The sequence below is a fragment of the Nocardioides campestrisoli genome (assembly GCF_013624435.2).
GTDB classification, from domain to species: Bacteria; Actinomycetota; Actinomycetes; order Propionibacteriales; family Nocardioidaceae; genus Nocardioides; species Nocardioides campestrisoli.
In genome coordinates this window covers 838,264-863,999 of the sequence record NZ_CP061768.1, presented here as the reverse complement: position 1 = coordinate 863,999, position 25,736 = coordinate 838,264, and the positions used below count along the sequence as shown (strand labels likewise).

The 25,736-nt window shown below is 72.0% G+C and carries 22 protein-coding genes and 1 pseudogene; 11 read left to right on the top strand and 12 right to left on the bottom strand.

The annotated features are described in order from the left end of the window. Window positions 1–17 precede the first annotated feature (17 nt). The 4 genes and pseudogenes from H8838_RS04160 to H8838_RS04145 form a co-directional block, all read right to left on the bottom strand. Entirely contained in the window at window positions 18–1,487 is a 1,470-nt protein-coding gene (locus tag H8838_RS04160) for a phytoene desaturase family protein (protein WP_185995990.1), read from the bottom strand. Next, entirely contained in the window at window positions 1,484–3,334 is a 1,851-nt protein-coding gene (locus H8838_RS04155; RefSeq protein ID WP_185995989.1) for a DUF3556 domain-containing protein, read from the bottom strand. Before H8838_RS04155 ends, H8838_RS04160 begins: the two co-directional genes overlap by 4 nt. A gap of 44 nt (window positions 3,335–3,378) precedes the next feature. Continuing rightward, window positions 3,379–4,863, bottom strand: a complete 1,485-nt coding sequence (locus H8838_RS04150; protein WP_224766368.1) for a class I adenylate-forming enzyme family protein — start codon at window positions 4,861–4,863, stop codon at window positions 3,379–3,381. A 154-nt stretch (window positions 4,864–5,017) separates the two neighbouring features. Continuing rightward, window positions 5,018–6,105: pseudogene (locus tag H8838_RS04145) on the bottom strand (ABC transporter ATP-binding protein). Window positions 6,106–6,362: 257 nt separating this feature from the next. Between H8838_RS04145 and H8838_RS04140 the strand changes: the two are divergent. Genes H8838_RS04140 through H8838_RS04120 form a run of 5 tightly spaced genes read left to right on the top strand, consistent with a single transcriptional unit; the run spans window position 6,363 to window position 12,196 of the window. Beyond that, a complete protein-coding gene (locus H8838_RS04140; protein WP_224766367.1) occupies window positions 6,363–7,703 on the top strand; it encodes an extracellular solute-binding protein in 1,341 nt (446 codons plus the stop codon). 8 nt (window positions 7,704–7,711) lie between these two features. Then, complete coding sequence (locus H8838_RS04135; protein ID WP_181311685.1) at window positions 7,712–8,854, top strand: carbohydrate ABC transporter permease; 1,143 nt, start codon at window positions 7,712–7,714, stop codon at window positions 8,852–8,854. After that, a complete protein-coding gene (locus tag H8838_RS04130; protein ID WP_185995987.1) occupies window positions 8,851–9,669 on the top strand; it encodes a carbohydrate ABC transporter permease in 819 nt (272 codons plus the stop codon). Before H8838_RS04135 ends, H8838_RS04130 begins: the two co-directional genes overlap by 4 nt. Next, a complete protein-coding gene (locus H8838_RS04125) occupies window positions 9,666–11,174 on the top strand; it encodes a GH1 family beta-glucosidase (RefSeq protein ID WP_185995986.1) in 1,509 nt (502 codons plus the stop codon). Before H8838_RS04130 ends, H8838_RS04125 begins: the two co-directional genes overlap by 4 nt. Before the next feature lie 5 nt (window positions 11,175–11,179). Continuing rightward, window positions 11,180–12,196, top strand: coding sequence for a LacI family DNA-binding transcriptional regulator (locus tag H8838_RS04120; RefSeq protein ID WP_224766366.1), 1,017 nt, complete (start codon window positions 11,180–11,182; stop codon window positions 12,194–12,196). Between the two features lie 20 nt (window positions 12,197–12,216). Here the strand turns inward: H8838_RS04120 and H8838_RS04115 are convergent, their stop codons facing one another. Continuing rightward, a complete protein-coding gene (locus tag H8838_RS04115; protein ID WP_185995985.1) occupies window positions 12,217–12,603 on the bottom strand; it encodes a hypothetical protein in 387 nt (128 codons plus the stop codon). 123 nt (window positions 12,604–12,726) lie between these two features. Between H8838_RS04115 and H8838_RS04110 the strand changes: the two genes are divergently transcribed. Beyond that, window positions 12,727–12,927: a DUF4177 domain-containing protein gene (locus tag H8838_RS04110; RefSeq protein ID WP_185995984.1), complete on the top strand. Its 201-nt coding sequence runs from the start codon at window positions 12,727–12,729 to the stop codon at window positions 12,925–12,927. A 103-nt stretch (window positions 12,928–13,030) separates the two neighbouring features. Here H8838_RS04110 and H8838_RS04105 read toward each other — a convergent pair whose 3' ends face one another. Then, window positions 13,031–13,750: a TetR/AcrR family transcriptional regulator gene (locus H8838_RS04105; protein WP_224766365.1), complete on the bottom strand. Its 720-nt coding sequence runs from the start codon at window positions 13,748–13,750 to the stop codon at window positions 13,031–13,033. A gap of 67 nt (window positions 13,751–13,817) precedes the next feature. Here H8838_RS04105 and H8838_RS04100 point away from each other — a divergent pair, with 67 nt between their 5' ends. Further along, window positions 13,818–14,537 carry a DUF4386 domain-containing protein gene (locus H8838_RS04100; protein WP_185995982.1) on the top strand — a complete coding sequence of 240 codons (720 nt, stop codon included), beginning with the start codon at window positions 13,818–13,820 and terminating at the stop codon, window positions 14,535–14,537. 12 nt (window positions 14,538–14,549) lie between these two features. On the opposite strand, the gene H8838_RS04095 is transcribed toward H8838_RS04100, so the two are convergent. Further along, complete coding sequence (locus tag H8838_RS04095; protein WP_185995981.1) at window positions 14,550–15,521, bottom strand: aldo/keto reductase; 972 nt, start codon at window positions 15,519–15,521, stop codon at window positions 14,550–14,552. A 96-nt stretch (window positions 15,522–15,617) separates the two neighbouring features. Here H8838_RS04095 and H8838_RS04090 point away from each other — a divergent pair, with 96 nt between their 5' ends. Beyond that, a complete protein-coding gene (locus H8838_RS04090; RefSeq protein WP_185995980.1) occupies window positions 15,618–16,175 on the top strand; it encodes a DUF3093 family protein in 558 nt (185 codons plus the stop codon). 35 nt (window positions 16,176–16,210) lie between these two features. After that, window positions 16,211–16,987 (top strand): SDR family NAD(P)-dependent oxidoreductase, encoded by a 777-nt coding sequence (locus H8838_RS04085; RefSeq protein ID WP_185995979.1) that lies wholly within the window; start codon window positions 16,211–16,213, stop codon window positions 16,985–16,987. 179 nt (window positions 16,988–17,166) lie between these two features. Here the strand turns inward: H8838_RS04085 and H8838_RS04080 are convergent, their stop codons facing one another. The 4 genes from H8838_RS04080 to H8838_RS04065 form a co-directional block, all read right to left on the bottom strand. Further along, window positions 17,167–17,919, bottom strand: a complete 753-nt coding sequence (locus H8838_RS04080; protein WP_185995978.1) for an enoyl-CoA hydratase/isomerase family protein — start codon at window positions 17,917–17,919, stop codon at window positions 17,167–17,169. Window positions 17,920–17,921: 2 nt separating this feature from the next. Beyond that, the gene (locus tag H8838_RS04075) at window positions 17,922–19,100 is read right to left on the bottom strand and encodes a thiolase family protein (protein ID WP_185995977.1); all 1,179 of its coding nucleotides are present in this window, start codon (window positions 19,098–19,100) and stop codon (window positions 17,922–17,924) included. Window positions 19,101–19,187: 87 nt separating this feature from the next. Further along, entirely contained in the window at window positions 19,188–20,030 is an 843-nt protein-coding gene (locus H8838_RS04070; RefSeq protein WP_185995976.1) for a 3-hydroxybutyryl-CoA dehydrogenase, read from the bottom strand. Between the two features lie 127 nt (window positions 20,031–20,157). Beyond that, the gene (locus H8838_RS04065; RefSeq protein ID WP_185995975.1) at window positions 20,158–20,772 is read right to left on the bottom strand and encodes a rhomboid family intramembrane serine protease; all 615 of its coding nucleotides are present in this window, start codon (window positions 20,770–20,772) and stop codon (window positions 20,158–20,160) included. A gap of 105 nt (window positions 20,773–20,877) precedes the next feature. Between H8838_RS04065 and H8838_RS04060 the strand changes: the two genes are divergently transcribed. Together H8838_RS04060 and icmF are read left to right on the top strand one after the other, a co-directional pair. Further along, the gene (locus H8838_RS04060) at window positions 20,878–21,423 is read left to right on the top strand and encodes a MarR family winged helix-turn-helix transcriptional regulator (RefSeq protein WP_185995974.1); all 546 of its coding nucleotides are present in this window, start codon (window positions 20,878–20,880) and stop codon (window positions 21,421–21,423) included. 102 nt (window positions 21,424–21,525) lie between these two features. Beyond that, entirely contained in the window at window positions 21,526–24,771 is a 3,246-nt protein-coding gene (icmF, locus tag H8838_RS04055) for a fused isobutyryl-CoA mutase/GTPase IcmF (RefSeq protein ID WP_185995973.1), read from the top strand. A 58-nt stretch (window positions 24,772–24,829) separates the two neighbouring features. Here the strand turns inward: icmF and H8838_RS04050 are convergent, their stop codons facing one another. Further along, complete coding sequence (locus tag H8838_RS04050) at window positions 24,830–25,723, bottom strand: LysR substrate-binding domain-containing protein (RefSeq protein WP_185995972.1); 894 nt, start codon at window positions 25,721–25,723, stop codon at window positions 24,830–24,832. Window positions 25,724–25,736 lie beyond the last annotated feature (13 nt).

Genomic DNA, 25,736 nt, shown 5'->3' with positions numbered 1-25,736 from the left:
GTGACGTGGGGCACACCCTAACGCTTCGGCGACGTAGCCACCCCGAGGTCGCGCAAGGCCGAGCGGGCGGCGTTCCACCCGCACATGCCGTGCGCCCCCGCTCCCGGCGGCGTCGCGGCCGAGCACAGGTAGACCCCGGGCACCCCGAGCGAGTACGGGTCCAGGGCGACCCGCGGCCGGAAGACCAGCTGGAGCCCGTCGTTGGCGCCGGTCACCACGTCGCCACCCACGTAGTTGGGGTTGTGCCGGGCCATCTCCGCGGTCGAGCGGACGTGCCGGGCCAGGATCCGCTCGGAGAAGCCGGGGGCGAACCGCTCGAGCTGCGCCTCGATGGCGGCGGTCGCGTCGCCGTCCCAGCCGGCCGGCACGTGGGCGTAGGCGTAGAGAGGGACGGCGTCACCGGTGCCCCGCGTGGGATCGGCCAGGTACTGCTGGCCCACCAGGAGGAAGGGTCGCGCCGGCATCCGGCCCCGGTGCACGTCGCGCTCCGCGGCCGCGACCTCCTCGAACGAGCCGCCGACATGGACGGTGCCCGCGTACCGAGACTCCTCGTGCTCCCACGGAACGCCGCCGGCGACCGCGAACTCCACCTTGAAGACGCCGGGGCCGTGCCGGTACCGGGTCAGCGACGACGAGATCCGGGCGGGCATCCGGGAGCCGAGCATCCGGGCCGCGGCCGCGGGTGCCACGTCGAGCATCACCACGTCCGCCTCCCCGAGCTCGTCGACCGAGTCGACCCGCACGCCGGTAGTCACCTTCCCGCCGTGCTCGCCCAGCAGGGAGACCATGGCGCGACTGATCGAGCCCGAGCCGCCCTCTGCCACGGGCCAGCCGTAGGTGTGGGCGGCCGTCCCGAGCGCCACCCCGATGGCGGAGGAGACCGGCGAGGAGAAGGGTCGCAGCGCGTGCGCGGCCACGCCGGCGAAGAGCGCGCGGGCCTCCTCGGTGGACCAGTGCCTGGCCAGCACCGCGGCCGGGAGCAGGGACAGTGCGCCGAAGCGCGCGAGCTTCACCGGGTGGGCGGGCACGTGCACCATCGGCCGCAGGAAGTCCTCGGAGATGTCGCCGAACCGAGGGGCCAACCAGCCGAAGACCTGCCGCCAGGCCCTGCCGTCCTCACCCAGCCCCACGACGGTGTCGGCGACCGAGCGCCACGCCGCGCCACCGCGGCCGCCGTCCAGCGGGTGGGCGTACTGCACCTCGGGCCAGCGCCACACCAGCCCGTGGGCCGCCAGGTCGAAGCGGCGGGAGAACGCGGTGTCCACGGCCAGGGGGTGGAACCCCGAGCACTCGTCGTGCACCAGCCCCGGCAGGGTGAGCTCGCTGCTCCGGGTCCCTCCCCCCACGGTGTCGGCGGCCTCGAGCACCTCCACGTCGAACCCCTCGGCGGCGAGGGTGAGGGCGGCAGCGAGCCCGTTGGGCCCGCTGCCGACCACCACGGCGCGGTTCGTACGACGTCGGGGGCGACCACCGGCAGCATCTCTCACGCAGTGACCTTCCCACTGGGGCGTGTGCGGCGTCCGGGTCTGGGCGCATGAGCCGCCGCCTGCGGCGTCGGGTGCACGAAGTCCCCGGCCGGCTGGTAACCCGGCAGGCGCCAGGTGACCCGGTGCGGGATCGGGCCGTCCGGGATCCACGGCTGCACCGAGACCGCATCCTTGACCTCGTAGTAGCCGCGCTCCACGACGCCGAGGGCGGCGTCGACCACCTTGTACTGGACGGTCCGCTTGTGGATCGGCTGGGACTCGGTGAAGGCCATCACGAACTCCCCGGGCTCGAAGTGGCACCTGGCCTGGACCGAGGCGATGGTCCGCTCGTCGAAGAGGTGGCCGTCGCCGAACTGCCAGCCCACGAGCACGGTGCACACGACCTCGCCCTCGCGCAGGCGGTAGTTCTCCATGGAGTCCAGATGGCGCTGGAGGAGCGAGAGGTGCGCGCGGCCGTGGCTGTGCATCGACCGGAACGCCACGCACTTCTGCAGGAAGATCTCCGCGACCTCGTAGCCGTACAGCTTGGCGACCTGCTCACGCTGGATGTCCATGGTCTTGGTCAGGCCGGCGTCGAGCTTGGACTCGCAGTCGTTCATCCGGAACGCCATCGTCCCCGAGGCCCAGTTGCCGGCGTACTGCCGCATGGAGATCAGGAACGAGACCCACTCGGGCTTGAGGTTGCCCAGGATCGGACCGGTCAGGAAGAGCACCAGCGCGGCGGCCAGGATCCACGGGCTGGAGAAGTCGAACATCGAGTAGCCGTCGCCCGCGAAGAACCCCCCGAACAGGAACGGGGTGACGAACATGAAGAAGATGTTCCACTCCAGCGGGACCGCCAGCGGGTAGGTGGAGTAGATGAAGAAGTGGAAGAAGACCATCCCTGCGACGGCCAGCCAGGTCACCGTCCAGTTGGTCGAGAAGAGCAGCACCATGGGCAGCACGAGCTCGACGGCGGTGCCGCCGAGGTGGGCCCAGCCGCTGGCCGCCCGGGTGGGCAGCAGGTCCTCGTTCGCCACGTCGCGGTAGAGGGTGCGCTTGAACCTCTTCGACGTCAGCCACGGCGTGTTGCTCATCATCGCCTGGACCACCAGGGTCACGTGGTGGCCGAACTTGGAGACCGCGGCACCCAGCCAGATGGTCACCATGGCGATCTTGGCGACCAGGACCATGTCGACGTGGCTGCTCAGCACGCCGAAGGCGAGCATCACCACCGCGTACTGCTCCGGCCGTGAGGCCAGGAACGGCACCCGGTCCCGGAGCCCGAGCACCAGCAGCAGCACGAAGTAGCTGACGAAGGCCCAGCCGGGCAGGAGACCGGGCTCGCTGTAGGCCGCATCGGTCTGCACACCGGGGCTGAGCACCAGGAAGAGCAGGTTGGCCACGATCAGCAGGTAGAGGACGACGTCGAAGACGGTGCGCGAGTCCCCGGCGGTGAGCGGCACCTTCCCGGGGTACGGCGGCAGCCGCAGCGTGCCGGGCTTGGTCCAGTACCTCCAGCCGCCGATCATCGGCCCGAACTTGAAGGCCAGCGGCCCCCAGGAAGCGGCGTGCCCGGTGATCTCCCACAGGACGATCCAGGCCATCAGCTTCTGGTAGACGATGAGCTCGCCCCACCAGCCTCCGAGGTCGAGCAGTCCGAGCCCCGAGGTGGTCAGGCCGACGACCAGCCAGCCCCCCACGACGAAGAGGATCGTCTTGACCACGTACAGGGCGTGCATCTGCTTCGGGCCGCCGAAGCCGTAGTCGGCCCAGTGCACGGCCAGGATCCGCATCCGGTCCATCACCGGCATCTGCTCGAACTCGGCCGGGTCGATCGGTGGCATGTCTGCTGTCTTGAATCCCACAGGGTGCTCCTTGGGCGCGTGGAGCCGCTCGGGTGCTGACCGGGTCAGGCGGTGGTCAGCGAGCGGCGCAGGGTGGGTTTGTCGATCTTGCCGATCGGGTTCTTCGGCAGGGTGTCGACGAGATGGATGCGCTCGGGCACCTTCACCCGTGTGAGGTGACGTCGACAGTGGTCGAGGAGGGACTCCTCGGTGAGCTCCGAGCCCGGGTAGAGGCAGACGTAGGCGACCGGGACCTCGCCGAGCAGGTCGTCGGGGCGGCCGACGACGGCGGCCTCCAGGACGCCCTCGACGGCGGTGAGGGTGGCCTCGATCTCCTTGGGGTAGATGTTCTCCCCGCCGCGGATGACCATGTCCTTGAGCCGGTCGACGATCGTGAGGTAGCCGTCCTCGTCGAGCCGGCCGATGTCGCCGGTGTGCAGCCAGCCGTCGCGCACCGCCTCCGCGGTCGCCTCGGGCATGCCCAGGTAGCCGCGCATCACGGTCGGGCCGGAGATCACCACCTCCCCCGGCTCCCCGGGTGGCAGCACCCCGCCGTCGGCTCCGACGATCCGGATCTCCTGGCCCGGCAGCGCCGGCCCGACGGTGCCCAGCTTGCGCACCCCGTCGACAGGGTTGCAGGCCGAGGCGCAGGTGCCCTCGGTGAGGCCGTACCCCTCCACGATCTCGAACCCGTAGCGCTCCCGGCACCGGGTGAGCAGCTCGCTGGAGACCGGCGCCGCCCCGCAGACCACGAAGCGCAGCGAGGACGTGTCCGGCCGGACCTCCTCGGGCAGCGCGGCCAGCAGCGCGTAGATGGTCGGCACCGCGGAGAAGAAGGTGGGCCGCAGCCGCTCGACGGTGTCGAAGAACGTGCTGGCCGAGAACTGTCCGGTGATGCTGAGCCGGCCGCCGGTGCGCAGGGTGGCGAGGACGCTGACCATGATCGCGTTCACGTGGAAGAGCGGCAGGATCAGCAGGCAGTGGTCCGCCTCGGTCAGCGACATGTGCTCGGCCATGGTCCGCGACATCGCCTCGGCGTGCCGGTGCTCGAGCATCACGCCCTTGGGACGGCCGGTGGACCCACTGGTGTAGATCAGCAGGGCGAGGTCGTCCGGCGACAGCTCGACCGGGGCGACGCTCGCCCCCCGGGGCTCGCGGCGCAGGTCGTCGACGTGCAGCGCCGGCCGACCGCCCGTAGGCGCCTCGGGCCCGAGGTTGACCACGAGCCGTGCGTTCGCGTCGCCGATCTGGTGGTCGGCCTCGGTGGCGGTGAAGACCGGGTTGACCGGCGTCACCGCTGCCCCGAGCCGCCAGGCGGCGTACATCGCCACGACCAGCTCGACGCGGTTCGGGAGCATGACCGCGAGCACGTCGCCGCGTCCCAGGCCGCGCTCGGCGAGCTGCTCGGCGAGGGCCTCGACCCGCTCCTCGAACTGCGCGTAGCCCAGGGTCACCCGGTCGTCGCCCAGCCCCGCCGGGTCACGACCGACCCGGTCGCGGTCCACGCGCATCGCCGACCCGTCGGTCCAGGGCAGGTACCTCAGCTCCACGGGTCCTCCGCTCCACCCTCGTGTGACCTGAGTCACAGGCCTTGCTCCGGACCCTAGGACTCCCGGAGAGGCGGAGGAACGGCCCCGGTGGACGAAGTTCGGGGGCGCGGTTGTGCAGGACGCACATGGGCGTCCGACCGCACCGGGGCCCGGATCAGGCGGAGAGCCGCTCCCCGGAGACCGGGTCGAAGACGTGCACCACGGCGGGGTCGATGACCAGGCCGATCTTCTCGCCCCGGCCGATCTGCTGGTGCCCCTCGATCCGGACGACGGCGGGGACCGGGACGGCACGGGAGTCGGCGTCGCGCTGGGCGTAGAGGAAGGCGTCGGAGCCGAGCTCCTCGACCACCGTGACCGTGACCGGCACCGCCCGCTCCTGCGGTCCGACCACCCGCCAGGCGTGCGGGCGGACGCCGAGGACGACCTCCTCGCCGGCCCGGGCGGCGACCTCGCGGGGCAGCGGCACGGGACAGCCGTCCACCCAGGCGGTGCCGTCGACGACGGGGGCGGGCAGCAGGTTCATCGCCGGGGAGCCGATGAAGCCCGCGACGAAGAGGTTGGCGGGGCGGTCGTAGAGGGCGAGCGGCGCGTCGACCTGCTGGAGGCGACCGTCCTTGAGCACGGCCACCCGGTCCCCCATCGTCATCGCCTCGACCTGGTCGTGGGTGACGTAGACCGTCGTGGTGCCGAGGCGCTGCTGGAGCGCGGCGATCTGGGTGCGGGTGGAGACCCGCAGCTTGGCGTCGAGGTTGGACAGCGGCTCGTCCATGCAGAAGACCTGGGGCTGCCGGACGATGGCCCGCCCCATCGCGACCCGCTGCCGCTGCCCGCCGAGAGCGCCTTCGGCTTGCGGTCCAGGACGTCGACCAGGTCGAGCATCGCAGCCGCCTCGCGGACCCGCCGGACCCGCTCGTCCTTGGCGACCCGGGCGACCTTGAGGGCGAACCCCATGTTGTCGGCGACGCTCATGTGCGGGTAGAGCGCGTAGTTCTGGAAGACCATCGCGATGTCCCGGTCGCGGGGCAGGTCGCGGGTCACGTCGCGCTCACCGATGGAGATCCGGCCGGCGTCGCACTCCTCCAGCCCCGCGAGCATCCGCAGCGAGGTGGACTTGCCGCACCCCGAGGGGCCCACGAGCACCATCAGCTCGCCGTCGGCGATCTCCAGGTCGAGGGCGTCCACGGCGGGATGGTCGGCGCCGGGATAACGCCGCTCTGCTGCCTCGAACCGCACCTGTGCCATCTCACCGGATCCCTTCGCAGGTCCCCCGGCGTGGTCGTCGAGGGAGGGGTGACCGCCACCGTACGACGTCCGCTGGGCGACGTCTAGTGGAAGCGCTCTCACAGTTTCGCAGCAACTCATCACGCTTCCATTGACAGCCCATGTGACGCATGCCATGGTCATGGACCAGATGGAATGGAAGCGCTTCCACACCGCGCCGCCGTTCCGGAGCCCCCGCCGGACCCTCGTCCGGCGTCCCGCCAGGCAGGAGAACAGCGGTGCAGACACACGACGCAGCACGAGCCCCCCACCCCGGCGGGGCACCCGGTCGCCGATCCCGGACCGGCACCCGAGGAGGGCCGGGCCGCAAGGCGCTGGCGATCCTCGCCACCCTCGCCCTCGCCTCGACCCTGGCCGCCTGCGGCGGCGGGGACGACGACGAGTCCGCGGACGGCAAGATCCGGCTCACCGTGGCCACCTTCAACGAGTTCGGCTACGAGGACCTGATCACCGAGTACAACGAGATGCAGGACGAGGTGGTGGTCGAGCAGAAGAAGGCCGGCCAGGCCAACGAGCACCAGGACAACCTCTACACCAAGCTCGCCGCCGGGTCTGGCCTCTCCGACATCGAGGCGATCGAGGTCGACTGGCTCGCCGCCCTGATGCAGCAGTCCGACGCGTTCGTCGACCTCAGCGACCCCGAGGTCGAGGGCCGCTGGCTGGACTGGAAGACCGAGGCCGCCACCACCGACGACGGCAAGCTCATCGGCTACGGCACCGACGTCGGCCCCCAGGCCCTCTGCTACCGCGCCGACCTCTTCGAGAAGGCCGGGCTGCCCACCGACCGCGAGGAGGTGGCCAAGCGGTTCACCACCTGGGACGACTACTTCGAGGCCGGCAGCGAGTTCGTCGAGAAGGTCCCCGACGCCGTCTGGTACGACTCCTCCGGCGCGACCGCGCAGGCGATGATCAACCAGACGCAGTACACGTTCGAGGACGAGGACGACAACGTCATCGCCGCGGACAACCCGGACGTGAAGCGGATCTTCGACACCGTCACCTCCTACTCCGAGCAGGGCCTGTCCACCCGGCTCCCGCAGTGGGAGGAGGACTGGGTGTCCTCCTTCCAGAAGGACGCCTTCGCCACCATGGCCTGCCCCGGCTGGATGCTCGGCGTGATCGAGGGCAACTCCGAGGGAGTCGAGGGCTGGGACGTCGCCGGCGTCTTCCCCGGCGGCCCCGGGGTGTGGGGCGGCTCCTACCTGACCGTCCCCGAGCAGGGCGAGCACCAGGAGGAGGCGATCGCGCTGGCCAAGTGGCTCACCGCCCCCGAGCAGCAGGCCAAGGCCTACACCGCGAAGGCGACGTTCCCCAGCCAGGTCGAGGCGCTCGAGGACCCGGTCGTGGCGGAGAGCAAGCGCGAGTTCTTCAACAACGCGCCCGTCGGCCAGATCCTGGTGCAGCAGGCCAAGGCGATCGAGTTCATCCCGTACAAGGGCCCGAAGTTCGCCGACATCATCACCGCGTTCCAGCAGGCCATCCAGCGGGTCGACGAGGGCCAGGAGTCACCCGACGAGGCCTGGGAGTCGTTCCTGGCCGACGTCGAGCGGCTGGGCTGAGCGTTCCCATGACGCTGGAGTCCAGCAGCCGCCCGGGTCGGGCGGCCGGATCCCCGGCCGGGGAGGGTGAGACCCCCTCCCCGGCCGGTGGCCCCGAGGACCTGCTCCAGGAGTCCGAGCGGGAGCCGGGGCACCCGCCCCGACAGCGGACGCCGGTCGTCGCGGCCCGACGCCCGGGCTCGTGGCGCAGCCGGTTCTTCCGGCTCGAGGCCCGCACCGCGCCCTACCTCTACATCTCGCCCTTCTTCCTGCTCTTCGCCGTGGTCGGGCTCTTCCCCCTCCTCTACACCGCCTACGTCTCGGTCCACCAGTGGAGCCTGCTCGGCGGCCAGGGCGACTTCATCGGCCTGGACAACTACCGCCGGGTGCTCGCGGACCGCTACTTCTGGAACGCCCTGCGCAACACCCTGAGCATCTTCCTGCTCTCCTCGGTGCCCCAGGTGGTGATCGCGCTCTGCCTGGCCGGCCTGCTCGACACCCAGCTGCGGGGCCGGACCCTGTGGCGGATGAGCGTGATGCTCCCGTTCGTGGTCGCGCCGGCGGCGGTCGCCCTGATCTTCGGCAACGTCTTCGGCGACCGGTACGGCCTGGCCAACTCGGTGCTGGAGGCGATCGGCGTCAGCGGCGTCGCGTGGCACACCGACACCCTCGCCAGCCACCTGGCCATCGCCTCGATGGTGAACTGGCGCTGGACCGGCTACAACGCGCTGATCTTCCTGGCCGCGATGCAGGCGGTGCCCCGCGACCTGTACGAGTCCGCCTCCCTGGACGGCGCGGGGCGGGTGCGCCAGTTCGTCTCCATCACCGTGCCGATGATCCGGCCCACGCTGCTCTTCGTCATCATCACCTCCACCATCGGCGGGCTGCAGATCTTCGCCGAGCCACGGCTCTTCGACACCAAGGGCCTCGGCGGCTCGGACCGGCAGTACCAGACGCTGACCATGTACCTGTGGGAGCTCGGCTGGCGGGTCCGCGACCTCGGCATGGCCTCCGCGGTGGCCTGGCTGCTCTTCCTGATCATCGTCGTCTTCGCCCTGGTCAACCTCTGGTTGAGCCATCGCGCGGGCTCGCTGTCCCGCGGCTCGCGCCGCACCTCGCGCGGCCGGTCCCGGCGGCGTACCCCTGCCCCACCCACCCTGGAGGCGCCATGACCCGCCGCCCCGGCTTCCTCGTCTACGGCCTGCTCGCCGCCTTCGTCCTGGGCTCGTGCGCCCCGCTCTACTGGTCCTTCCTCGTCGGCTCGCACAGCCGCAGCGAGCTGACCAGCCGGGTGCCCCCGCTGTTCCCCGGCGGTCACTTCCTGGCCAACGCCCAGCGCGCGATCGAGGCGGTGCCCTTCTGGAAGGCGCTGGGCAACAGCCTGATCGTCTCGGGCACCGTTGCCACCTCGGTGGTCGTCTTCTCCACCCTGGCCGGGTTCGCCTTCGCCAAGCTGACCTTCCGCGGCCGTACGCCGCTGCTGGTCTTCGTCGTCGCCACGCTGGCGGTGCCGACCCAGCTGGGCGTCATCCCGCTCTTCATCGTGATGGCCGAGCTGGGCTGGGTGGGCTCGCTGTGGGCGCTGATCGTGCCCGGCATGGTGACCGCCTTCGGCGTCTTCTTCATGCGCCAGTACCTGCTCGACGCGGTGCCCGACGAGCTGATCGAGGCGGCCCGGGTCGACGGCTGCTCGCTGCTGCGCACGTTCTGGAACGTCGCGGTGCCGGCGGCCCGCCCGGCGGCGGCGATCCTGTGGCTCTTCACCTTCATGGCCACCTGGACCGACTTCTTCTGGCCGCTGATCGTGCTGCCGGCGAGCAACCCGACCATCCAGATCGCCCTCCAGCAGCTGCAGAGCGGCTACTACGTCGACTACAGCCTGGTGCTCGCCGGCACCACGCTCTCGATCGTGCCGCTGCTGGTCCTCTTCGTCCTCACCGGTCGCCAGCTGGTCGCCGGCATCATGCAAGGAGCAGTCAAGGGATGACAGTCCGACAGAGCCGTACCGACGCCCCGACCCCCTCCCCCCGCACCGAGGCGCTGGCGCCGCGGCGCTTCCCCGCCGGCTTCACCTGGGGCGCGGCCACCGCGGCGTACCAGGTCGAGGGCGCGGTGGCGGAGGACGGCCGGACGCCGTCGATCTGGGACACCTTCTCCCACACCCCGGGGGCGGTGCTGCACGGAGACACCGGCGACACCGCCTGCGAGCACTACCACCGGATGCCCGACGACGTGGCGCTGATGTCCGAGCTCGGGCTGGGCTCCTACCGGTTCTCGGTGGCCTGGCCGCGGGTGCGCCCCGACGGGGGCGCGGTCAACCCCGCCGGGCTGGCCTTCTACGACCGCCTCGTCGACCGGCTGCTGGCCGCCGGCATCGACCCCTGGCTGACCCTCTACCACTGGGACCTGCCCCAGGCCCTGGAGGACGCGGGCGGCTGGACCAACCGCGAGACCGCCTTCCGGTTCCTGGAGTACGCCGCCAGCGTGCACGACGTGCTCGGCGACCGGGTGCCGACCTGGACCACGCTCAACGAGCCCTTCTGCGCCTCTCTCCTGGGCTACACCGCAGGCCACCACGCACCCGGCCGGCGCGACGGCGCGGCCGGCCTGGTCGCCGCGCACCACCTGCTGCTCGGCCACGGCCTGGTCGTCGAGGAGCTGCGCCGGCGTGGCGTCGAGGGCGAGCGCGGGCGGCTCGGGGTAAGCCTCAACTTCACCGTCGCCGACCCGCACGACCCCACGGACCCGATCGACGTGGACGCGGCGCGACGGGTCGACTCCCTGCACAACCGGCTCTTCCTGGACCCGGTGCTGCGCGGGCGCTACCCCGAGGACCTGCTGACCGACACCCAGGACCTCTCCTGGGCGGGCGCCTCGTGGACCGAGGCGGTCCGCGACGGCGACCTGGCGCTGATCGGAGCTCCGCTGGACGTGCTGGGCGTGAACTTCTACCACGGCAACGCGGTCTCCGGGCACCCGCACACCGAGGTGATGGCGCGCGACGCCGACAAGCCGCCGCGCCCCACCAGCTCGCCGTTCGTGGGCTCCGAGCACGTCACCTTCCCGAGCCGGCCGCTCCCGGTCACCGACATGGGCTGGGAGGTGCAGCCGGACGGCCTGCGCCGCCTCCTGGTCCGGCTGCACGACGAGTACGGCGCCCCGCCGATCTACCTGACCGAGACGGGCGCCGCCTTCGCCGACGCCCCCGACGGGCAGGGCCGGGTGCACGACCCGGACCGGATCGCCTTCCTCGACGCCTACCTGCGCGCCACCCAGGAGGCCATCGCCGCCGGGGTGGACGTGCGCGGCTTCTTCCACTGGTCGCTGATGGACAACTTCGAGTGGGCGTTCGGCTACGCCAAGCGGTTCGGCCTGGTGCACGTCGACTATGCCGACCAGCGCCGTACGCCGAAGAGCAGCGCCCACTGGTACGCCGAGCTGGCCCGGACCTCGACCCTGCCCGAGGGCGAACCGGAGCGCTGGCTACGGTGAGCCGCGTGAACGGGAACGGGTCACCCACCCTCGACGAGGTCGCGCGCGTGGCCGGGGTCTCGCGGGCCACCGCCTCACGGGCGATCAACGGGGGGATGCGGGTCAGCCCCCAGGCGCTGGCCTCGGTGGAGTCCGCGGTGCGCAGCCTCGGCTACGTGCCCAACCCGGCCGCGCGGAGCCTGGTCACCCGGCGCACCGACTCGGTCGCCGTGGTGGTCCCGGAGCCGGACGAGCGGATCTTCTCCGACCCCTTCTTCGCCGGCACGCTGCGCGGGGTCACCCGCGTGCTGACCGAGCACGACCTGCAGCTGGTCCTGCTGCTGGCCCGGCCGGGCGCCTCCAGCGCCCGCACCCTGCGCTACCTCAACAACCGGCACGTCGACGGTGCCCTGGTGGTCTCCCACCACCGCGACGACGGGCTGGCCGAGCAGCTCGCGGGCACCGACCTGCCGTGCGTCTTCGGGGGCCGCCCCTGGACGGCCGGCGACCGGGTCGCCTACGTCGACGTGGACAACGTGGCCGGGGCACGGCAGGCCACCGAGGCGCTGATCGAGCGCGGCTGCCGGCGCATCGCCACGATCGCGGGCCCGGCCGACATGACGGCGGCGGCCGACCGGCTGGAGGGCTGGCGGCAGGCCATGGCGGCGGCGGGGCTGCCGCTGGACGCGGTCCACCAGGGCGACTTCACCCAGGAGAGCGGGGAGGTCGCCGCCCTGGCGCTGCTGGAGACCCACCCGGACCTGGACGGCCTCGTGGTGGCCTCCGACCTGATGGCCGCCGGGGCGCTGCGGGTGCTGGCCCGGGCCGGTCGCCGGGTGCCCGACGAGGTGGCCGTGGTCGGCTACGACGACCTCGGGGTCGCGGAGCGGACCACTCCCCCGCTGACCACCATGCGCCAGCCGGTCGAGGAGATGGCCGAGCGGGCCACCCGCCTGCTGCTGGAGCAGATCGAGGGCCACGGCAGCGGGCGACCGATGCGCGTCATCATCCCCCCGCAGCTGGTGCGGCGCGCGAGCGCCTGAGGTCGGGCTCGTCCCGCGGCCTACCCCGCCGCCCCGGCGGTCCGTGGCCTGAACCCGGAGCACATCACCCGCAGGTAGGAGAGCCGGCCGTCGCTGGTCCGGTAGTACGCCTGCTGCTCGACCGTGTGCGGTCCCCGGCTGTTGGTCACCTCGCACCGGTAGGAGAGGTGCCGCAGGTCCACGACGTCGTCCCCCCGCTCGAGCCGGGTGACGGCGTCGACGTGGTCGGAGTCCTCGAACCAGTGGTCGAGGAAGACGCCGACGACCTCCTCCGGGGAGCCTGCCTCCCAGGTACGGCCGGGCGTCATGCCCCGGAAGTCGACGTCGGGGCCGAGCAGGGCCAGCATTCCCGCGCGGTCGTGGTCGACGATCGACTGCACGAAGCGCACGGCGACGTCGGAGTCCATGCAGGCATCCTGCACCTCGCCCGGGATCGGGCGCACCCCCTCTTCCGCGGACACCGGTCCCCCATATCGGTGAACCTGGCCTCGGCCCGCACCACCCGGCGCTCTCCGCACTAGCCTCGGGAGATGCCGTACAAGTACAAGGTGGTCGAGCTCCGCGAGAAGCTCATGGGCGGGAAGATGTCGGGCGACAAGCTCGAGAAGGTCCTCAACGAGCACGCCCGCCAGGGGTGGCAGCTCAAGGCGATCACATCGACCGAGGTCAAGGGGCGGGTCGGTCCCGGCGGCGTCGAGGGCCTGCTGGTCACGTTCGAACGAGCGACCTGACCGGGCGGGACCGGCAGGCGCGACTGCTGTGCGTCCACAGCGCGCGAGCTCGTCGTGATGCTCGGGGAGCAGGTCCAGACGCCTGACTCGGGCCGGCTGGTGGTCAGCCGGTGGAGCGCCAGCCAGCGCGGTGCAGCCGCTCCGCCCCGTCGAGGAGCAGGTCGAGCGCGAACTCGAACTCGAACTCCTCGTCGCACCCCGACGCCCCGTCGGGCGCGCTCCGCTCCTGGGCCGCGACGGCGATCCGGACGATGCTGGGAAACCGCTCGGCGAACGTACTCACCGCCTCCTCCGCCTCGGCGGGGTCGGGCGCCTCGGGCGCCTCGGACCCAACCCGCGACTCGTCGAACATCTCCGGGCTGAAGCCCCAGATCCGGTTCCCGAGCGCGTGCATGACGTGGTGGGTCAGATCGGCGGAGAAGCCGCCCGCGAGGAACGTGCCGGCGACGGCGTCCATGTGCGCGAGCACCGTCGGCGTCCGCCGGGTCCGGGACTCGATCGCCCGTCGCGCCCAGGGGTGACGCAGGACCGCTCGCCGGGCGGACAGCAGCCGGTCGCGCACCCCCTGCTTCCAGTCGCCCGCCGGGTCGGGCGGCTCGAGCTCGCCGAGGACGGTGTCGACCATCCCGTCGAGCAGCTCCTCCTTGTCCGAGACGTGCTTGTAGAGCGCCATCGGCACGACGCCCAGCCGCTCGGCCAGCCGGCGCATGCTCACCGCGTCGATGCCGTCCTGGTCGGCGAGCGCGACGGCCTCGTGCAGCACCCGGTCGCGGCTCAGCGGCGTACGCCGGGCGGGCCGGTCCGGGCTGCGGGTGCTTGACACGTGTACACCGTACACCTAGCGTGACGCCCCCTTGGTGTACGCCGTACACCTATCCCGAGGAGCACTCATGACACTGTCCGTGCCACCCGCCGTCCACGCTCGACCCGCGACGCCCGGCACGCGGCGCACGGCCCGGGTGGTGGGAGTGCTCTACCTCCTCACCTTCGCCACCTCCGTGCCCACGCTGGCGCTCTACGCTCCGCTGGACCGCCCGGACTTCGTCCTCGGCACCGGGAGCAGCACCGGCGTGCTCACCGGGGCCTCGCTCGAGGTGCTCCTCGCGGTCTTCTGCGTCGGCACCGCGGTGCTGCTGTTCCCGGTGCTGCGGCGCCACGACGAGGCGGCGACCCTGGGGTTCCTGGCCGCGCGGGTCGTGGAGGCCGCACTGATCCTGGTCGGGGTCGCGTGCCTGCTCTCGGTGGTCACCCTGCGCCAGGCCGAGGCCACCGACCCGGACTCCCTGGTCCCGGCCGCGCAGACGCTCGTCGCCGTCTACGACCGGCTGTTCCTGCTGAGCCAGAGCCTGATGCCGGCGATCAGCGCGCTGTGCCTCGGGTGGGTGCTCTACCGGTCCGGCCTGGTGCCGCGAGCGATCCCGCTCGTCGGACTCGTCGGCGGCCCCCTGCTCCTGGTCTCGGACGGCGCGATCCTCTGGGGCGCCTACCTCCCGGACTCGCCGCTCGCCTTCCTGGGCGCGCTACCCGTCGCCCTGTGGGAGCTCATCCTCGGCGTGTGGCTCATCGCCCGCGGCTTCCTGCCGGCCGCGGAGGCGGCGTACGACGGGTGAGCCGCGGAGCCCTCAGCGGTGACCGGCGACCGCGTGCGGCTCGTACCCGCGCTCGAGCTCGGCGACCTCGTCGTCGGTCAGCTCGACCTCCAGCGACGCCAGCGCGTCGCTGAGGTGCTGGGGCTTGGTCACCCCGACGATCGGGGAGGTCACGACCGGCTTCGAGGAGAGCCAGGCGAGCGCGACCTGCGCCCGCGGGATCCCCCGCCGCTCGGCCACGGACGCGACCGCGTCGACGATCGCCTTGTCCCCGTCGCGGTAGAGAGTGGAGCCGAACTCGTCGGTCTGGAGGCGGGCGGTCTCGGCGTCCCAGTCGCGGGTCAGCCGCCCGCGGGCCAGCGGGCTCCACGGGATCACCCCGACACCCATGTCCTCGCAGAGCGGGAGCATCTCCCGCTCCTCCTCGCGGTAGATCAGGTTGTAGTGGTTCTGCATCGAGACGAAGCGGGTCCACCCGCCGAGGTCGGCGGCGTGCTGGGCCTTGGCGAACTGCCAGGCGTACATCGACGAGGCCCCGAGGTAGCGGACCTTGCCGGCCTTCACCACGTCGTGCAGCGCCTCCATGGTCTCCTCGATCGGCGTCGTCGGGTCCCACCGGTGGATCTGGTAGAGGTCGACGTGGTCGACCCCGAGCCGGCGCAGGCTGGCGTCGATCTGGGTCATGATCGCCGTGCGGGAGAGCCCGGAGCCGGTCGGGCCCGGTCCCATCCGGCCGTGCACCTTGGTGGCGATGACCACCTCGTCGCGGGGAGCCATCTCCTTGAGCAGCCGGCCGGTGATCTCCTCGCTGCTGCCGCCGGAGTAGACGTTGGCGGTGTCGAAGACGGTGATGCCGCCCTCGAGCGCGGCCCGGACGATCGGCCGCGCGGCGTCCTCGTCCATCACCCACGGGTGTCCCCCGCGGCTCGGGTCGCCCCAGCTCATGCATCCCAGCGTCAGGGCCGAGACCTTGAGGCCCGTGCTGCCCAGCTTCCTGTACCGCATGTCGTCACCTTCCGAGCGTCCTGGCTTGCACGATATCCGAACGCCGAGGACCCCAGGCACCGGCGGTACCCTCCCCCGCGAGACGAGGGGGAGCACATGCTGGGAGGCAAGGACACGGTGGTCTACCGCGGGCGCGCGGTGGCGGGATGGCTCTGGTGGGGCACCTGGGCGGCGCTGCTGGCGGTGGCGCTCGTGCCTCCCGTGCTGGAGGGCGACTTCCTCTCGATCGGCGACTTCCTCATCCAGGTGTTCGCGTACGGCGTCGCCTGGGGCGTGCCGATCTGGGTCATGCTGCTCACGCTGTGGTCGATGGAGTTCTACGGGAGGCTCACGTTGACCCGGTCGACCCTGCGGGTCGGGCGGGACCGGATGCCGCTCTCCGAGCTCGATCCCGTGGGAGCACGCGCGGTCGACCGGGAGCAGCCGGCGATGGGGGCGCGGCTCCGCACCTCGGCGGGCGACGTGCACGTGCCGTACTCGGGCCCGACGCGACCCCGCGGCGCGACCTTCCGCTACCTGGGTGGCTCGTACGGGACCCCGTGGGGGATGGACGCCGTCAGCCTGCCGACCCGCGACGGCGGCGCGGTGCGGTTCTACGTCCGCAACCGCGGGGCGTTCCTCGCGGCGCTCGACGGAGTGCTCCCTTCGTCCTGAGCATGCCGGTCCCCGCGACCACTAGCCTGCCGGGCATGGACATCAACGGAGCATCTGCACTCGTCACCGGAGGCGCCTCGGGCATCGGCGCCGCCGTCGCCCGCCGGCTCGCCGCCGAGGGGGCGCGCGTCGTCGTCGCCGACCTCAACGACACCGCCGGCGAGGCACTCGCCGCTGAGATCGGCGGCGCTTTCGTGCACGTCGACGTCACCGACACCGACCAGATCAAGGCCGCCGTCGACCGGGCGACCGAGCTCGGCCCGCTGCGGGTCCTGGTCAACTCCGCCGGCATCGGCTGGGCCCAGCGCACCGTCGGCCGCGACGGCGAGTACGACTCCGCCCACGACCTCGACGCCTACAAGAAGGTGATCGCGATCAACCTGATCGGCACCTTCGACGCGATCCGGCTCGCCGCCACCGCGATGGGCCGCACCGAGCCGCTGGAGAACGGCGAGCGCGGCGCGATCGTCAACATGGCCTCCGCCGCCGCGTTCGACGGCCAGATCGGCCAAGCGGCGTACTCCTCCTCCAAGGGCGGCGTGGTCGGCATGACCCTGCCGGTGGCCCGCGACCTCGCCGCGATCGGCGTCCGGGTCAACACCATCGCCCCCGGCCTGATCGACACCCCGATCTACGGCGAGGGCGAGGCCTCGGAGGCGTTCAAGGCCAAGCTCGGCGAGTCCGTGCTCTTCCCCAAGCGCCTCGGGGTGCCCGACGAGCTGGCCAGCATGGTGGTGGAGTGCGCGACCAACTCCTACATGAACGGCGAGACCGTCCGGGTGGACGGCGGCATCAGGATGCCCCCGAAGTAGCCCGCCGCTCCCCCGCCCCGCCCCTTGTACCGCGCCCGTCCGACCGCCCGACCGCCCCATGTAACGCGCTGTTCAACCCACTACCCACCCCCACTGGAGGGGGTAGGTAGCCGGTTAGACAGCGCGTTACAAGGGGCGGTCGGGGGCTGGTCAGGGCGGGGCCGGGGCAGGCAAGGGGGTCAGCGGCTGACGAACCGCTCGATCAGCGCCTGCGCCTCGGGTCCGGTGACCCGCGAGCTGATCGTCCGCGCCTCCTCGGCGCCGGTCGCCTCCCGGTCGAGCTCCCAGCCTGCGCGGAGCAGGCGTCGTACGTCGCCCAGCGCGCCCGCCGCGGCACCCGCCAGGCCGGTGACCAGCTCGCGGGCCCGCGCGGGCGCGTCCTCCGCGACCTCGGTGACCATCCCCCACTCCTGCGCGGTCTCCGCGGTGATCGGCTTACCGCTCAGCGCGAATCCCAGCGCCCGGTGCGAGCCGATCGCGCGGGGCAGCAGGTAGGAGACGCCGCAGTCGGGGGTGAGCCCGATGCCGGGGTAGGCGAAGACGAACTTCGTGCCCTTGGCCGCCACCACCAGGTCGCAGCTGAGCATCACGCCCAGCCCGGCGCCGGCCACCGCACCCTGCACCGCGCAGACCACCGGCTTCGGCATCCCCGCCAGCCGCCGCAGCACCCCGTCGAGGTGCAGCGCCAGCTCGAGCAGGTACGCCGGCTGGTCGTCCGCGGCGACGAACGAGGCGACGTCGCCGCCGGCGCAGAACCGCGCCCCGGCGCCGGTCAGCAGCACCGCCCGGACCGCGTCGTCGGCGGCCGCCCGGTCGACCGCCTCGCCGAAGGCGTGGGAGGTCGGCAGGTCGAACGCGTTCGCCGCGTCCGGCCGGTTGAGCTCGAGGTGGGCGACGCCGTCGCGGACCCCGTAGGTGACCAGGTCGGTCATGCTCACACCCGCCGGAAGAGCGCGGCCAGCGCCTGGCCGCCGCCGATGCACATGGTCACGATGCCCAGCTCGAGGTCACGGCGGACCATGTCCTTGGCCACCCGCAGGGTGAGGATCGCGCCGGTCGCGCCGACCGGGTGGCCGAGCGCGATCGCGCCGCCGTACGGGTTGACCTTCTCCGGGTTGAGCCCGGCGTCGCGGATCACCGCGACCGCCTGGGAGGCGAACGCCTCGTTGAGCTCGACCACGCCGATGTCGCCGGGCGTGGTGCCGGTCTTCTCGAACAGGCTCTGCAGCGCCAGCACCGGGGCGTAGCCCATCAGCTCGGGCTCCATGGCCGCGGTGGCGACGGCCTCGATCGAGACCAGGCCGGTCATCCCGTGCTCGGCGGCCGCGGACTCCCGGGCCAACACCAGCGCGGCGGCGCCGTCGTTGATCCCCGAGGCGTTGCCCGCGGTGACCGAGCCGTCCTTCTTGAACGCCGGCCGGAGCCCGGCCAGCGTGGCCAGGGTGGTCTCGGGCTTGGGGTGCTCGTCCTGCTCGACGGTGAACGGCCGGCGGCCGCCGACCTCGACCGGGACGATCTCCTCCGCGAAGGCGGACTGCGCGGCGTCGGTGGCGGCACGCCGCTGCGACTCGGCGGCGAACTCGTCCTGGCGCTGCCGGGAGACGTCGTACTTCTCCGCGACGTTCTCGGCGGTGACGCCCATGTGGATCCCGTGGAACGGGTCGGTCAGCATCATCACGGTGCCGTCGGTCAGCTCGCGGTTGCCGAGCCGGTAGCCGTTGCGCGCGCCGAAGTCGTAGAAGGGCATCCGGCTCATCGACTCGTCGCCGCCGGCGAGGGCGAAGTCGAGGTCGTTCCAGCGCATCTCCATCGCCGCGGACCAGACCGCCTGCAGGCCGGAGCCGCAGAGCCGGTTGACCGTGTACGCCGGCACGTTGGTGGGCAGGCCGGCGGCGACCGCGACCCGGCGGGCGTTGTAGGCGTCCGGCCCGACCTGGCCGATGCACCCCATGACCACTTCCTCGATCTTCTCGGCGTCGACGCCGGAGCGCTTCAGCGCCGCGCGGGCGGCGGTCGCGCCGAGCTCGTGGCCGGGCACGTCCTTGAAGACGCCGCCGAAGCTGCCGATGGGGGTCCGGGCACCGTCGAGGACGACGATCCTGTCGTTGTTCATGGGGTCCTCTCTGCTGGTCTCAGGCGAGACGCGGGTGGAGCGGACCGACCGGACGACCTCTGGTCGTCCGGTCGGTCAGCGGGTCCGTCAGTAGGTGTAGAAGCCGCGGCCCGTCTTGCGCCCGAGCAGGCCGGCGTCGACCATTCTGGCCAGCAGCGGCGGAGCGGCGTACAGCGGCTCCTTGAACTCCTCGTAGAGGGACTCCGCGACGGCCTTGGTGGTGTCCAGGCCGATCAGGTCGGCGAGCGCCAGCGGGCCCTGCGGGTGGGCGGCGCCGAGCACCAGACCGCGGTCGATGTCCTCGGCGGTGGCGAACCCGGACTCGAGCATCCGGATGGCGGAGAGGACGAACGGGATCAGCAGGGCGTTGACCACGAACCCGGCGCGGTCCTGGCAGTCGATCGCCTGCTTGCCGAGCACGCCCTCGACGAACTCGCGGCTGCGCTGGGTGGTCTCCGGGGCGGTCAACAGGCTGGGCACCAGCTCGACCAACTGGAGCACCGGGACCGGGTTGAAGAAGTGGATGCCGATCACGTGCTGCGGGCGGTTGGTGACCACGCCGAGCTTCATGATCGGGATCGAGGAGGTGTTCGAGGCGAGGATCGCCTCGGGGTCGGTGACCACCCGGTCGAGGGTGCGGAACAGCTCGGTCTTGGCGTCCTCATCCTCGACGATCGCCTCCACCACCAGCTGCCGGTCCGCCAGCTTCTCGAGGTCGGTGACGACGCGGATCCGGTCCATCACGGCGGCCGCGGAGTCGATCTTGCCCTTCGACTCGGCCCGGGCCAGCGACTTCTCCAGGCGCTCCCGCCCGGCGGTCGCGGCGGCGTCGGAGGACTCCACCACCACCACGTCGAGCCCGGCGCGGGCGCTGACCTCGGCGATGCCGGCTCCCATCAGGCCGCAACCGACCACTCCGACCTTCTCCATCGTGACAACCTCTCCTCGGGGAAATGTGGAACTCAGTACCGCTCGACGGTACTCAGTACCGACGAGTAGCCGAAACCGGCCCCTCCCCGGCTCGGCCGCACCAGGGCAGGCCGCGCGACGGAGTCGTTCAGGGACGACGGTCCTCGTACCGCAGGCCCCAGGCGGCGATCACGCCGCCGAGCGCGCCGAAGAAGTGCCCCTGCCAGGAGATGCCGGGCTGCCCGGGGAGCACGCCCCAGAGCATCCCGCCGTAGAGGATGAAGAGCAGGACGCCGAGCGCGATCTGTCCCGGACGGCGGGTGAAGAACCCACGCGCCAGCAGGTAGAGCAGCCAGCCGAAGACCAGGATCGAGGCGCCGAGGTGGACCGTGCCGGGCGCGCCGAAGAACCAGGTGCCGAGACCGCCCACGATCCACACCACCGTGGTCACGATCGCCCACCGCCCCACCCCCGAGAGCAGGACCAGGAAGCCCAGGACCAGCAGCGGCACGGTGTTGGCGACCAGGTGCCCCCAGCCTGCGTGCAGCAGCGGGGCCAGCAGGATCCCGGCGAGCCCGTCGCTGGAGCCCGGGCGGATCCCCTCCACGTCGAGCCGGTTGCCGGTCGCGGCGTCGAAGAGCTCGATCAGCCAGAGCACGGCGACGAACCCGAGGCTCCAGGCGCCCGCGCGCCACCACGCGTCGAACCGCGACGGCCCGCGCTCGACGTAGGGACCAGGCGAGGCGGGCGGCCATCCGGACATGGCCCCACGCTAGGCGAGCGCAGCAAGCACGAGTGCCGTCCGCATGACAACGGGCGCCCTCCGGAACTATCTGGACGTCCTACTAGGTGCGCTAGCGTGGGCGCCATGACCTCGCCTGCGTCCACGTCCGGGCCTCCCGGCGCCGGCCGCGACCCGATCCGCGAGGCGCACGCCCAGTGGCAGCGCCACGGCTGGTCCGAGGCCGCGGACGGGATGGCGATGGTGACCTCGGTGGCCCGGGTCCACCAGCTGCTGATGGAGCGGATCGACGCGCAGCTGCGCCCGCTCGGGCTCTCCTTCGCCCGGTTCGAGGTGCTGCGCCTGCTCTCGTTCGTGCGCTCCGGATCCCTGCCGATGACCCGCCTCGGGTCGCTGCTGCAGGTGCACCCGACCAGCGTCACCAGCGCGGTCGACCGGCTGGTCAAGCAGGGGTACGTCGAACGCCGCCGGCACGCCGACGACGGCCGGGTGGTGCTCGCCTCGCTGACGGAGGAGGGCCGGGACGTGCTCGAGCGGGCGACGGCCGCGCTCAACACCGAGGTCTTCGAGCAGCCCGGCCTGCCGCGCCGGGACGTGCTCGCGCTGACCCGCCTGCTCGCCGAGCTGCGCGCGGGCGCCGGGGACGACGTCTCCCCCGACCTCGCGCGCTGAGCACTACCGGTGGGTAGCGGTCCGCTCTTCCCAAGCATTACTTGGGCGTCCTACTATCTAGGTGCTAGGAAGTCCTACGAACTGCTCTGCGAAGGTGCCCCGATGTCCTCCACGCCCGCCCCGTCCGGCCTGCACGTGCCCCAGCACCCGATCCGCCTGGTCACCGCGTCGAGCCTCTTCGACGGCCACGACGCCTCGATCAACATCATGCGGCGGATCTTCCAGAGCCAGGGCTGCGAGGTGATCCACCTCGGGCACAACCGCTCCGTGCAGGAGGTCGTCGACGCCGCCCTCGAGGAGGACGTGCAGGGCGTCGCCGTCTCGTCGTACCAGGGCGGGCACGTGGAGTACTTCGAGTTCCTCGTCGAGTCGCTGCGCGCAGCCGGCGCCGGGCACGTCAAGGTGGTCGGCGGAGGCGGCGGCGTGATCGTGCCGGCCGAGATCGCGCGGCTGCGCGAGTCGGGGGTGACCATCTTCTCCCCCGAGGACGGCCAGCGGCTCGGCCTCGTCGGGATGATCAACCAGGTCGTCGCCGACTGCGACTTCGACCCGTGGACCGTCCGGCAGGTCACCGCCGAGGAGGTGCTCACCGGCGACCGGACCGCAGCGGCCCGGGCGCTGACCGGCGCCGAGACCGGCCAGCTGCCCGCCGACGTGCTCGCCCGGATCACCGAGGCCGCGGCCGCGCGGAGCACCCCGGTGCTCGGCATCACCGGCACCGGCGGCTCGGGCAAGTCCAGCCTGACCGACGAGCTGGTCCGGCGCTTCCGCGTCGACCAGCAGGACAAGCTGCGGATCGCCGTGATCGCCGTCGACCCGACCCGGCGCAAGGGCGGCGGCGCCCTGCTGGGCGACCGGATCCGCGCCAACAGCCTGGACGGCGACCGCATCTTCTTCCGCTCCCTGGCCACCCGCGGCGCCCACGAGGTGCCCGAGCACCTGGGCGACGTGATCGCCTGCGTCAAGGCCGCCGGCTTCGACCTGGTCGTCGTCGAGACCCCCGGCATCGGCCAGGGCGACGCGGCGATCGTGCCGTTCGTCGACACCTCGCTCTACGTGATGACGCCCGAGTTCGGCGCCGCCTCCCAGCTGGAGAAGATCGACATGCTCGACTTCGCCGACACGGTGGCGATCAACAAGTTCGAGCGCCGCGGCGCCAAGGACGCGCTGCGCGACGTCGGCCGGCAGATGGTGCGCAACCGCGAGGCGTTCGGCAAGCAGCCGCACGAGATGCCGGTCTTCGGCACCAGCGCCGCCACCTTCAACGACGACGGCGTCACCGCGCTCTACCAGCACCTGCGCGACCTGCTCGCCGAGCGGGGCCTGCCGGTGACCGAGGGCACCCTGCCGCACGTCGACGTCCGCCACTCCTCCGGCATCCGGCAGGTGGTGCCGACCGAGCGGGTGCGCTACCTCGCCGAGATCACCGAGACCGTGCGCGGCTACCACGCCCGCACCGAGGAGCTGGCCGAGGCGGCCCGTCGGGTGCAGCGGCTCGACATCGTCAAGGGCGAGCTGGTGAAGACCGGCGACAGCGCCGACAACGTGGGCGGCCTGCTCGAGCAGGCGCGCAAGGAGCTCCCGCACGAGGTGGCCGACCAGATCGAGGCCTGGCCCGCGGTCGTGGAGTCCTACTCCGGCGACGAGCAGGTGGTGCGGGTCCGTGACAAGGAGATCCACACCAAGCTGACCCGGGAGTCCCTGAGCGGCAACAAGATCCCCAGGGTCGCGCTCCCCCGCTACACCGACCACGGCGAGCTGGTCCGGTTCTGGCGCCGGGAGAACCTGCCGGGCTACTTCCCCTTCACCGCCGGCGTCTTCCCGTTCAAGCGCGACGGCGAGGACCCCGCCCGGATGTTCGCCGGCGAGGGCGACCCCGCCCGGACCAACCGCCGGTTCAAGATCCTCTCCGCCGACGGCGAGGCCACCCGGCTCTCCACCGCGTTCGACTCCGTCACCCTGTACGGCCGCGACCCCGACCCGCGCCCCGACGTCTACGGCAAGGTCGGCACCTCGGGCGTCTCGGTGGCGACGTTGGACGACATGAAGGTGCTCTACGACGGCTTCGACCTGGTCGCGCCGTCGACCAGCGTGTCGATGACGATCAACGGGCCGGCGCCCACCGTGCTGGCGTTCTTCCTCAACACCGTGATCGACCAGCAGGTCGACGCGTTCCGCGAGCGGGAGGGTCGCGAGCCCGACGAGGCCGAGCACGAGCAGCTCACGGCGTACGCCCTGGCGAACGTGCGCGGCACCGTCCAGGCCGACATTCTCAAGGAGGACCAGGGGCAGAACACCTGCCTGTTCTCCACCGAGTTCAGCTTGCGGATGATGGCCGACATCCAGGAGTGGTTCATCGCCAAGCAGGTGCGCAACTTCTACTCGGTCTCCATCTCCGGCTACCACATCGCCGAGGCCGGGGCGAACCCGATCAGCCAGCTCGCGTTCACGCTGGCCAACGGCTTCACCTACGTCGAGGCCTACCTGGCCCGGGGCATGGACATCGACGACTTCGCCCCCAACCTGTCCTTCTTCTTCTCCAACGGCATGGACCCGGAGTACAGCGTGCTCGGTCGCGTCGCCCGCCGGATCTGGGCGGTGGCGATGAAGGAGAAGTACGGCGCGGGCGAGCGCTCGCAGAAGCTGAAGTACCACGTGCAGACCTCCGGCCGGTCCCTGCACGCGCAGGAGATGGACTTCAACGACATCCGCACCACGCTGCAGGCCCTGATCGCCATCTACGACAACGCCAACAGCCTGCACACCAACGCGTTCGACGAGGCGGTCACCACCCCGACCGAGGAGTCGGTGCGTCGCGCGCTGGCGATCCAGCTGATCATCAACCGCGAGTGGGGCCTGGCGATGAACGAGAACCCGCTCCAGGGCTCCTTCATCATCGACGAGCTCACCGACCTGGTCGAGGAGGCCGTGCTGCGCGAGTTCGACTCGATCAACGAGCGCGGCGGCGTGCTCGGCGCGATGGAGACCGGCTACCAGCGTGGCCGGATCCAGGACGAGTCGATGCTCTACGAGCACCGCAAGCACGACGGGTCGCTGCCGATCATCGGGGTCAACACCTTCGTCCGCCCCGACTCCGACGCCTCGCCGGCCGAGGTCGAGCTGGCCCGCGCGACCGAGTCGGAGAAGGAGTCCCAGCTGCGCCGGGTGCGCGAGTTCCAGGGCTCGCACGCGAGCGAGGCGCAGCAGGCGCTGGCTCGGCTCAAGGACGCCGCGGTCTCCGGCGAGAACGTCTTCGCGGTGCTGATGGACGCCGCCCGGGTCTGCTCCCTGCAGCAGGTGACCGAGGCGTTCTTCGAGGTCGGCGGGCAGTACCGGCGCAACGTCTGACGACTCCCCTCTTCTCCGCCCCGGCGCACCCTCCCGCGCCGGGGCGGGGCCTGGGCGCTCACCCGGCGACCGTGGGGAGCACCTCCTCGGCCACCTCGAGCACGGCCCGCAGAGCCGGGGAGTCGTCGCTCGCGCGCCACACCAGCGACATCGGCAGCACCGGCGGGTCGCCCGCCAGCGGGACGAAGACGACGCCGTCCAGGGTGATGCTGCGCGCCGCCTCGACCACCAGCGCGACCCCCACCCCGGCCGCGACCAGGGCGAGGAGGCTGAACGTGTCCGGGGCCTCCTGTGTCACCCGCGGGGTGAACCCGGCCGCCAGGCAGGAGCGCAGCGCGAGCTCGCGGACCTCCGAGCCCCGGGCCGAGGGGAAGGCGACGAACTGCTCCTCGGCCAGGTCGGCCAGGGCCACCTCCGGACGGCTCGCGCACGGATGGGCGTCCGGCACCGCCACCATCAGCGGATCGTGGCGGACCACCCGGCCGCTCAGCCCGCGGATCCCGGCGACGGCGGTGAAGGCCAGGTCCAGGCTGCCGTCGACGACCCGGCCGACGGTCTCGCCCGAGTAGTAGGGACCGGCCAGGACGAACTCGATGCCCGGCAGCCGGGCCGCGACGGCCCTGGTCAGCACCGGCATGGTCACGGCGCTGCCGGTGCCGGCGTACCCCAGCGAGACCCGGCCGACCTCCCCGCGGCCGGCGGCCAGCGCGGCCCGGCGGGCGACGGCCGCGGAGGCCAGCACCTCCCGGGCCGGGTCCAGGAAGGACCGACCCGCCTCGGTGAGCCGGACCGACCGGGTGCTGCGGTCGAAGAGCGCCGTCCCGAGCTCGCGCTCGAGCAGCCGGATCTGCTGGCTCAGCGGCGGCTGCGAGATGTGCAGCCGGGCGGCCGCCCGGCCGAAGTGCAGCTCCTCCGCGACGGCGACGAACCCCGCCAAGTGCCTCAGCTCCACGATGCCCTCCCGA

Excerpts from the sequence above, each read along its gene's own strand:
- H8838_RS04135 (WP_181311685.1), top strand. The coding sequence starts at position 7,712 with ATGACGCTGGAGTCCAGCAGCCGCCCGGGTCGGGCGGCCGGATCCCCG.
- H8838_RS04130 (WP_185995987.1), top strand. The coding sequence starts at position 8,851 with ATGACCCGCCGCCCCGGCTTCCTCGTCTACGGCCTGCTCGCCGCCTTC.
- H8838_RS04125 (WP_185995986.1), top strand. The coding sequence starts at position 9,666 with ATGACAGTCCGACAGAGCCGTACCGACGCCCCGACCCCCTCCCCCCGC.
- H8838_RS04115 (WP_185995985.1), bottom strand. The coding sequence starts at position 12,603 with ATGGACTCCGACGTCGCCGTGCGCTTCGTGCAGTCGATCGTCGACCAC.
- H8838_RS04110 (WP_185995984.1), top strand. The coding sequence starts at position 12,727 with ATGCCGTACAAGTACAAGGTGGTCGAGCTCCGCGAGAAGCTCATGGGC.
- H8838_RS04100 (WP_185995982.1), top strand. The coding sequence starts at position 13,818 with ATGACACTGTCCGTGCCACCCGCCGTCCACGCTCGACCCGCGACGCCC.
- H8838_RS04095 (WP_185995981.1), bottom strand. The coding sequence starts at position 15,521 with ATGCGGTACAGGAAGCTGGGCAGCACGGGCCTCAAGGTCTCGGCCCTG.
- H8838_RS04090 (WP_185995980.1), top strand. The coding sequence starts at position 15,618 with ATGCTGGGAGGCAAGGACACGGTGGTCTACCGCGGGCGCGCGGTGGCG.
- H8838_RS04085 (WP_185995979.1), top strand. The coding sequence starts at position 16,211 with ATGGACATCAACGGAGCATCTGCACTCGTCACCGGAGGCGCCTCGGGC.
- H8838_RS04080 (WP_185995978.1), bottom strand. The coding sequence starts at position 17,919 with ATGACCGACCTGGTCACCTACGGGGTCCGCGACGGCGTCGCCCACCTC.
- H8838_RS04075 (WP_185995977.1), bottom strand. The coding sequence starts at position 19,100 with ATGAACAACGACAGGATCGTCGTCCTCGACGGTGCCCGGACCCCCATC.
- H8838_RS04070 (WP_185995976.1), bottom strand. The coding sequence starts at position 20,030 with ATGGAGAAGGTCGGAGTGGTCGGTTGCGGCCTGATGGGAGCCGGCATC.
- H8838_RS04065 (WP_185995975.1), bottom strand. The coding sequence starts at position 20,772 with ATGTCCGGATGGCCGCCCGCCTCGCCTGGTCCCTACGTCGAGCGCGGG.
- H8838_RS04060 (WP_185995974.1), top strand. The coding sequence starts at position 20,878 with ATGACCTCGCCTGCGTCCACGTCCGGGCCTCCCGGCGCCGGCCGCGAC.
- icmF (WP_185995973.1), top strand. The coding sequence starts at position 21,526 with ATGTCCTCCACGCCCGCCCCGTCCGGCCTGCACGTGCCCCAGCACCCG.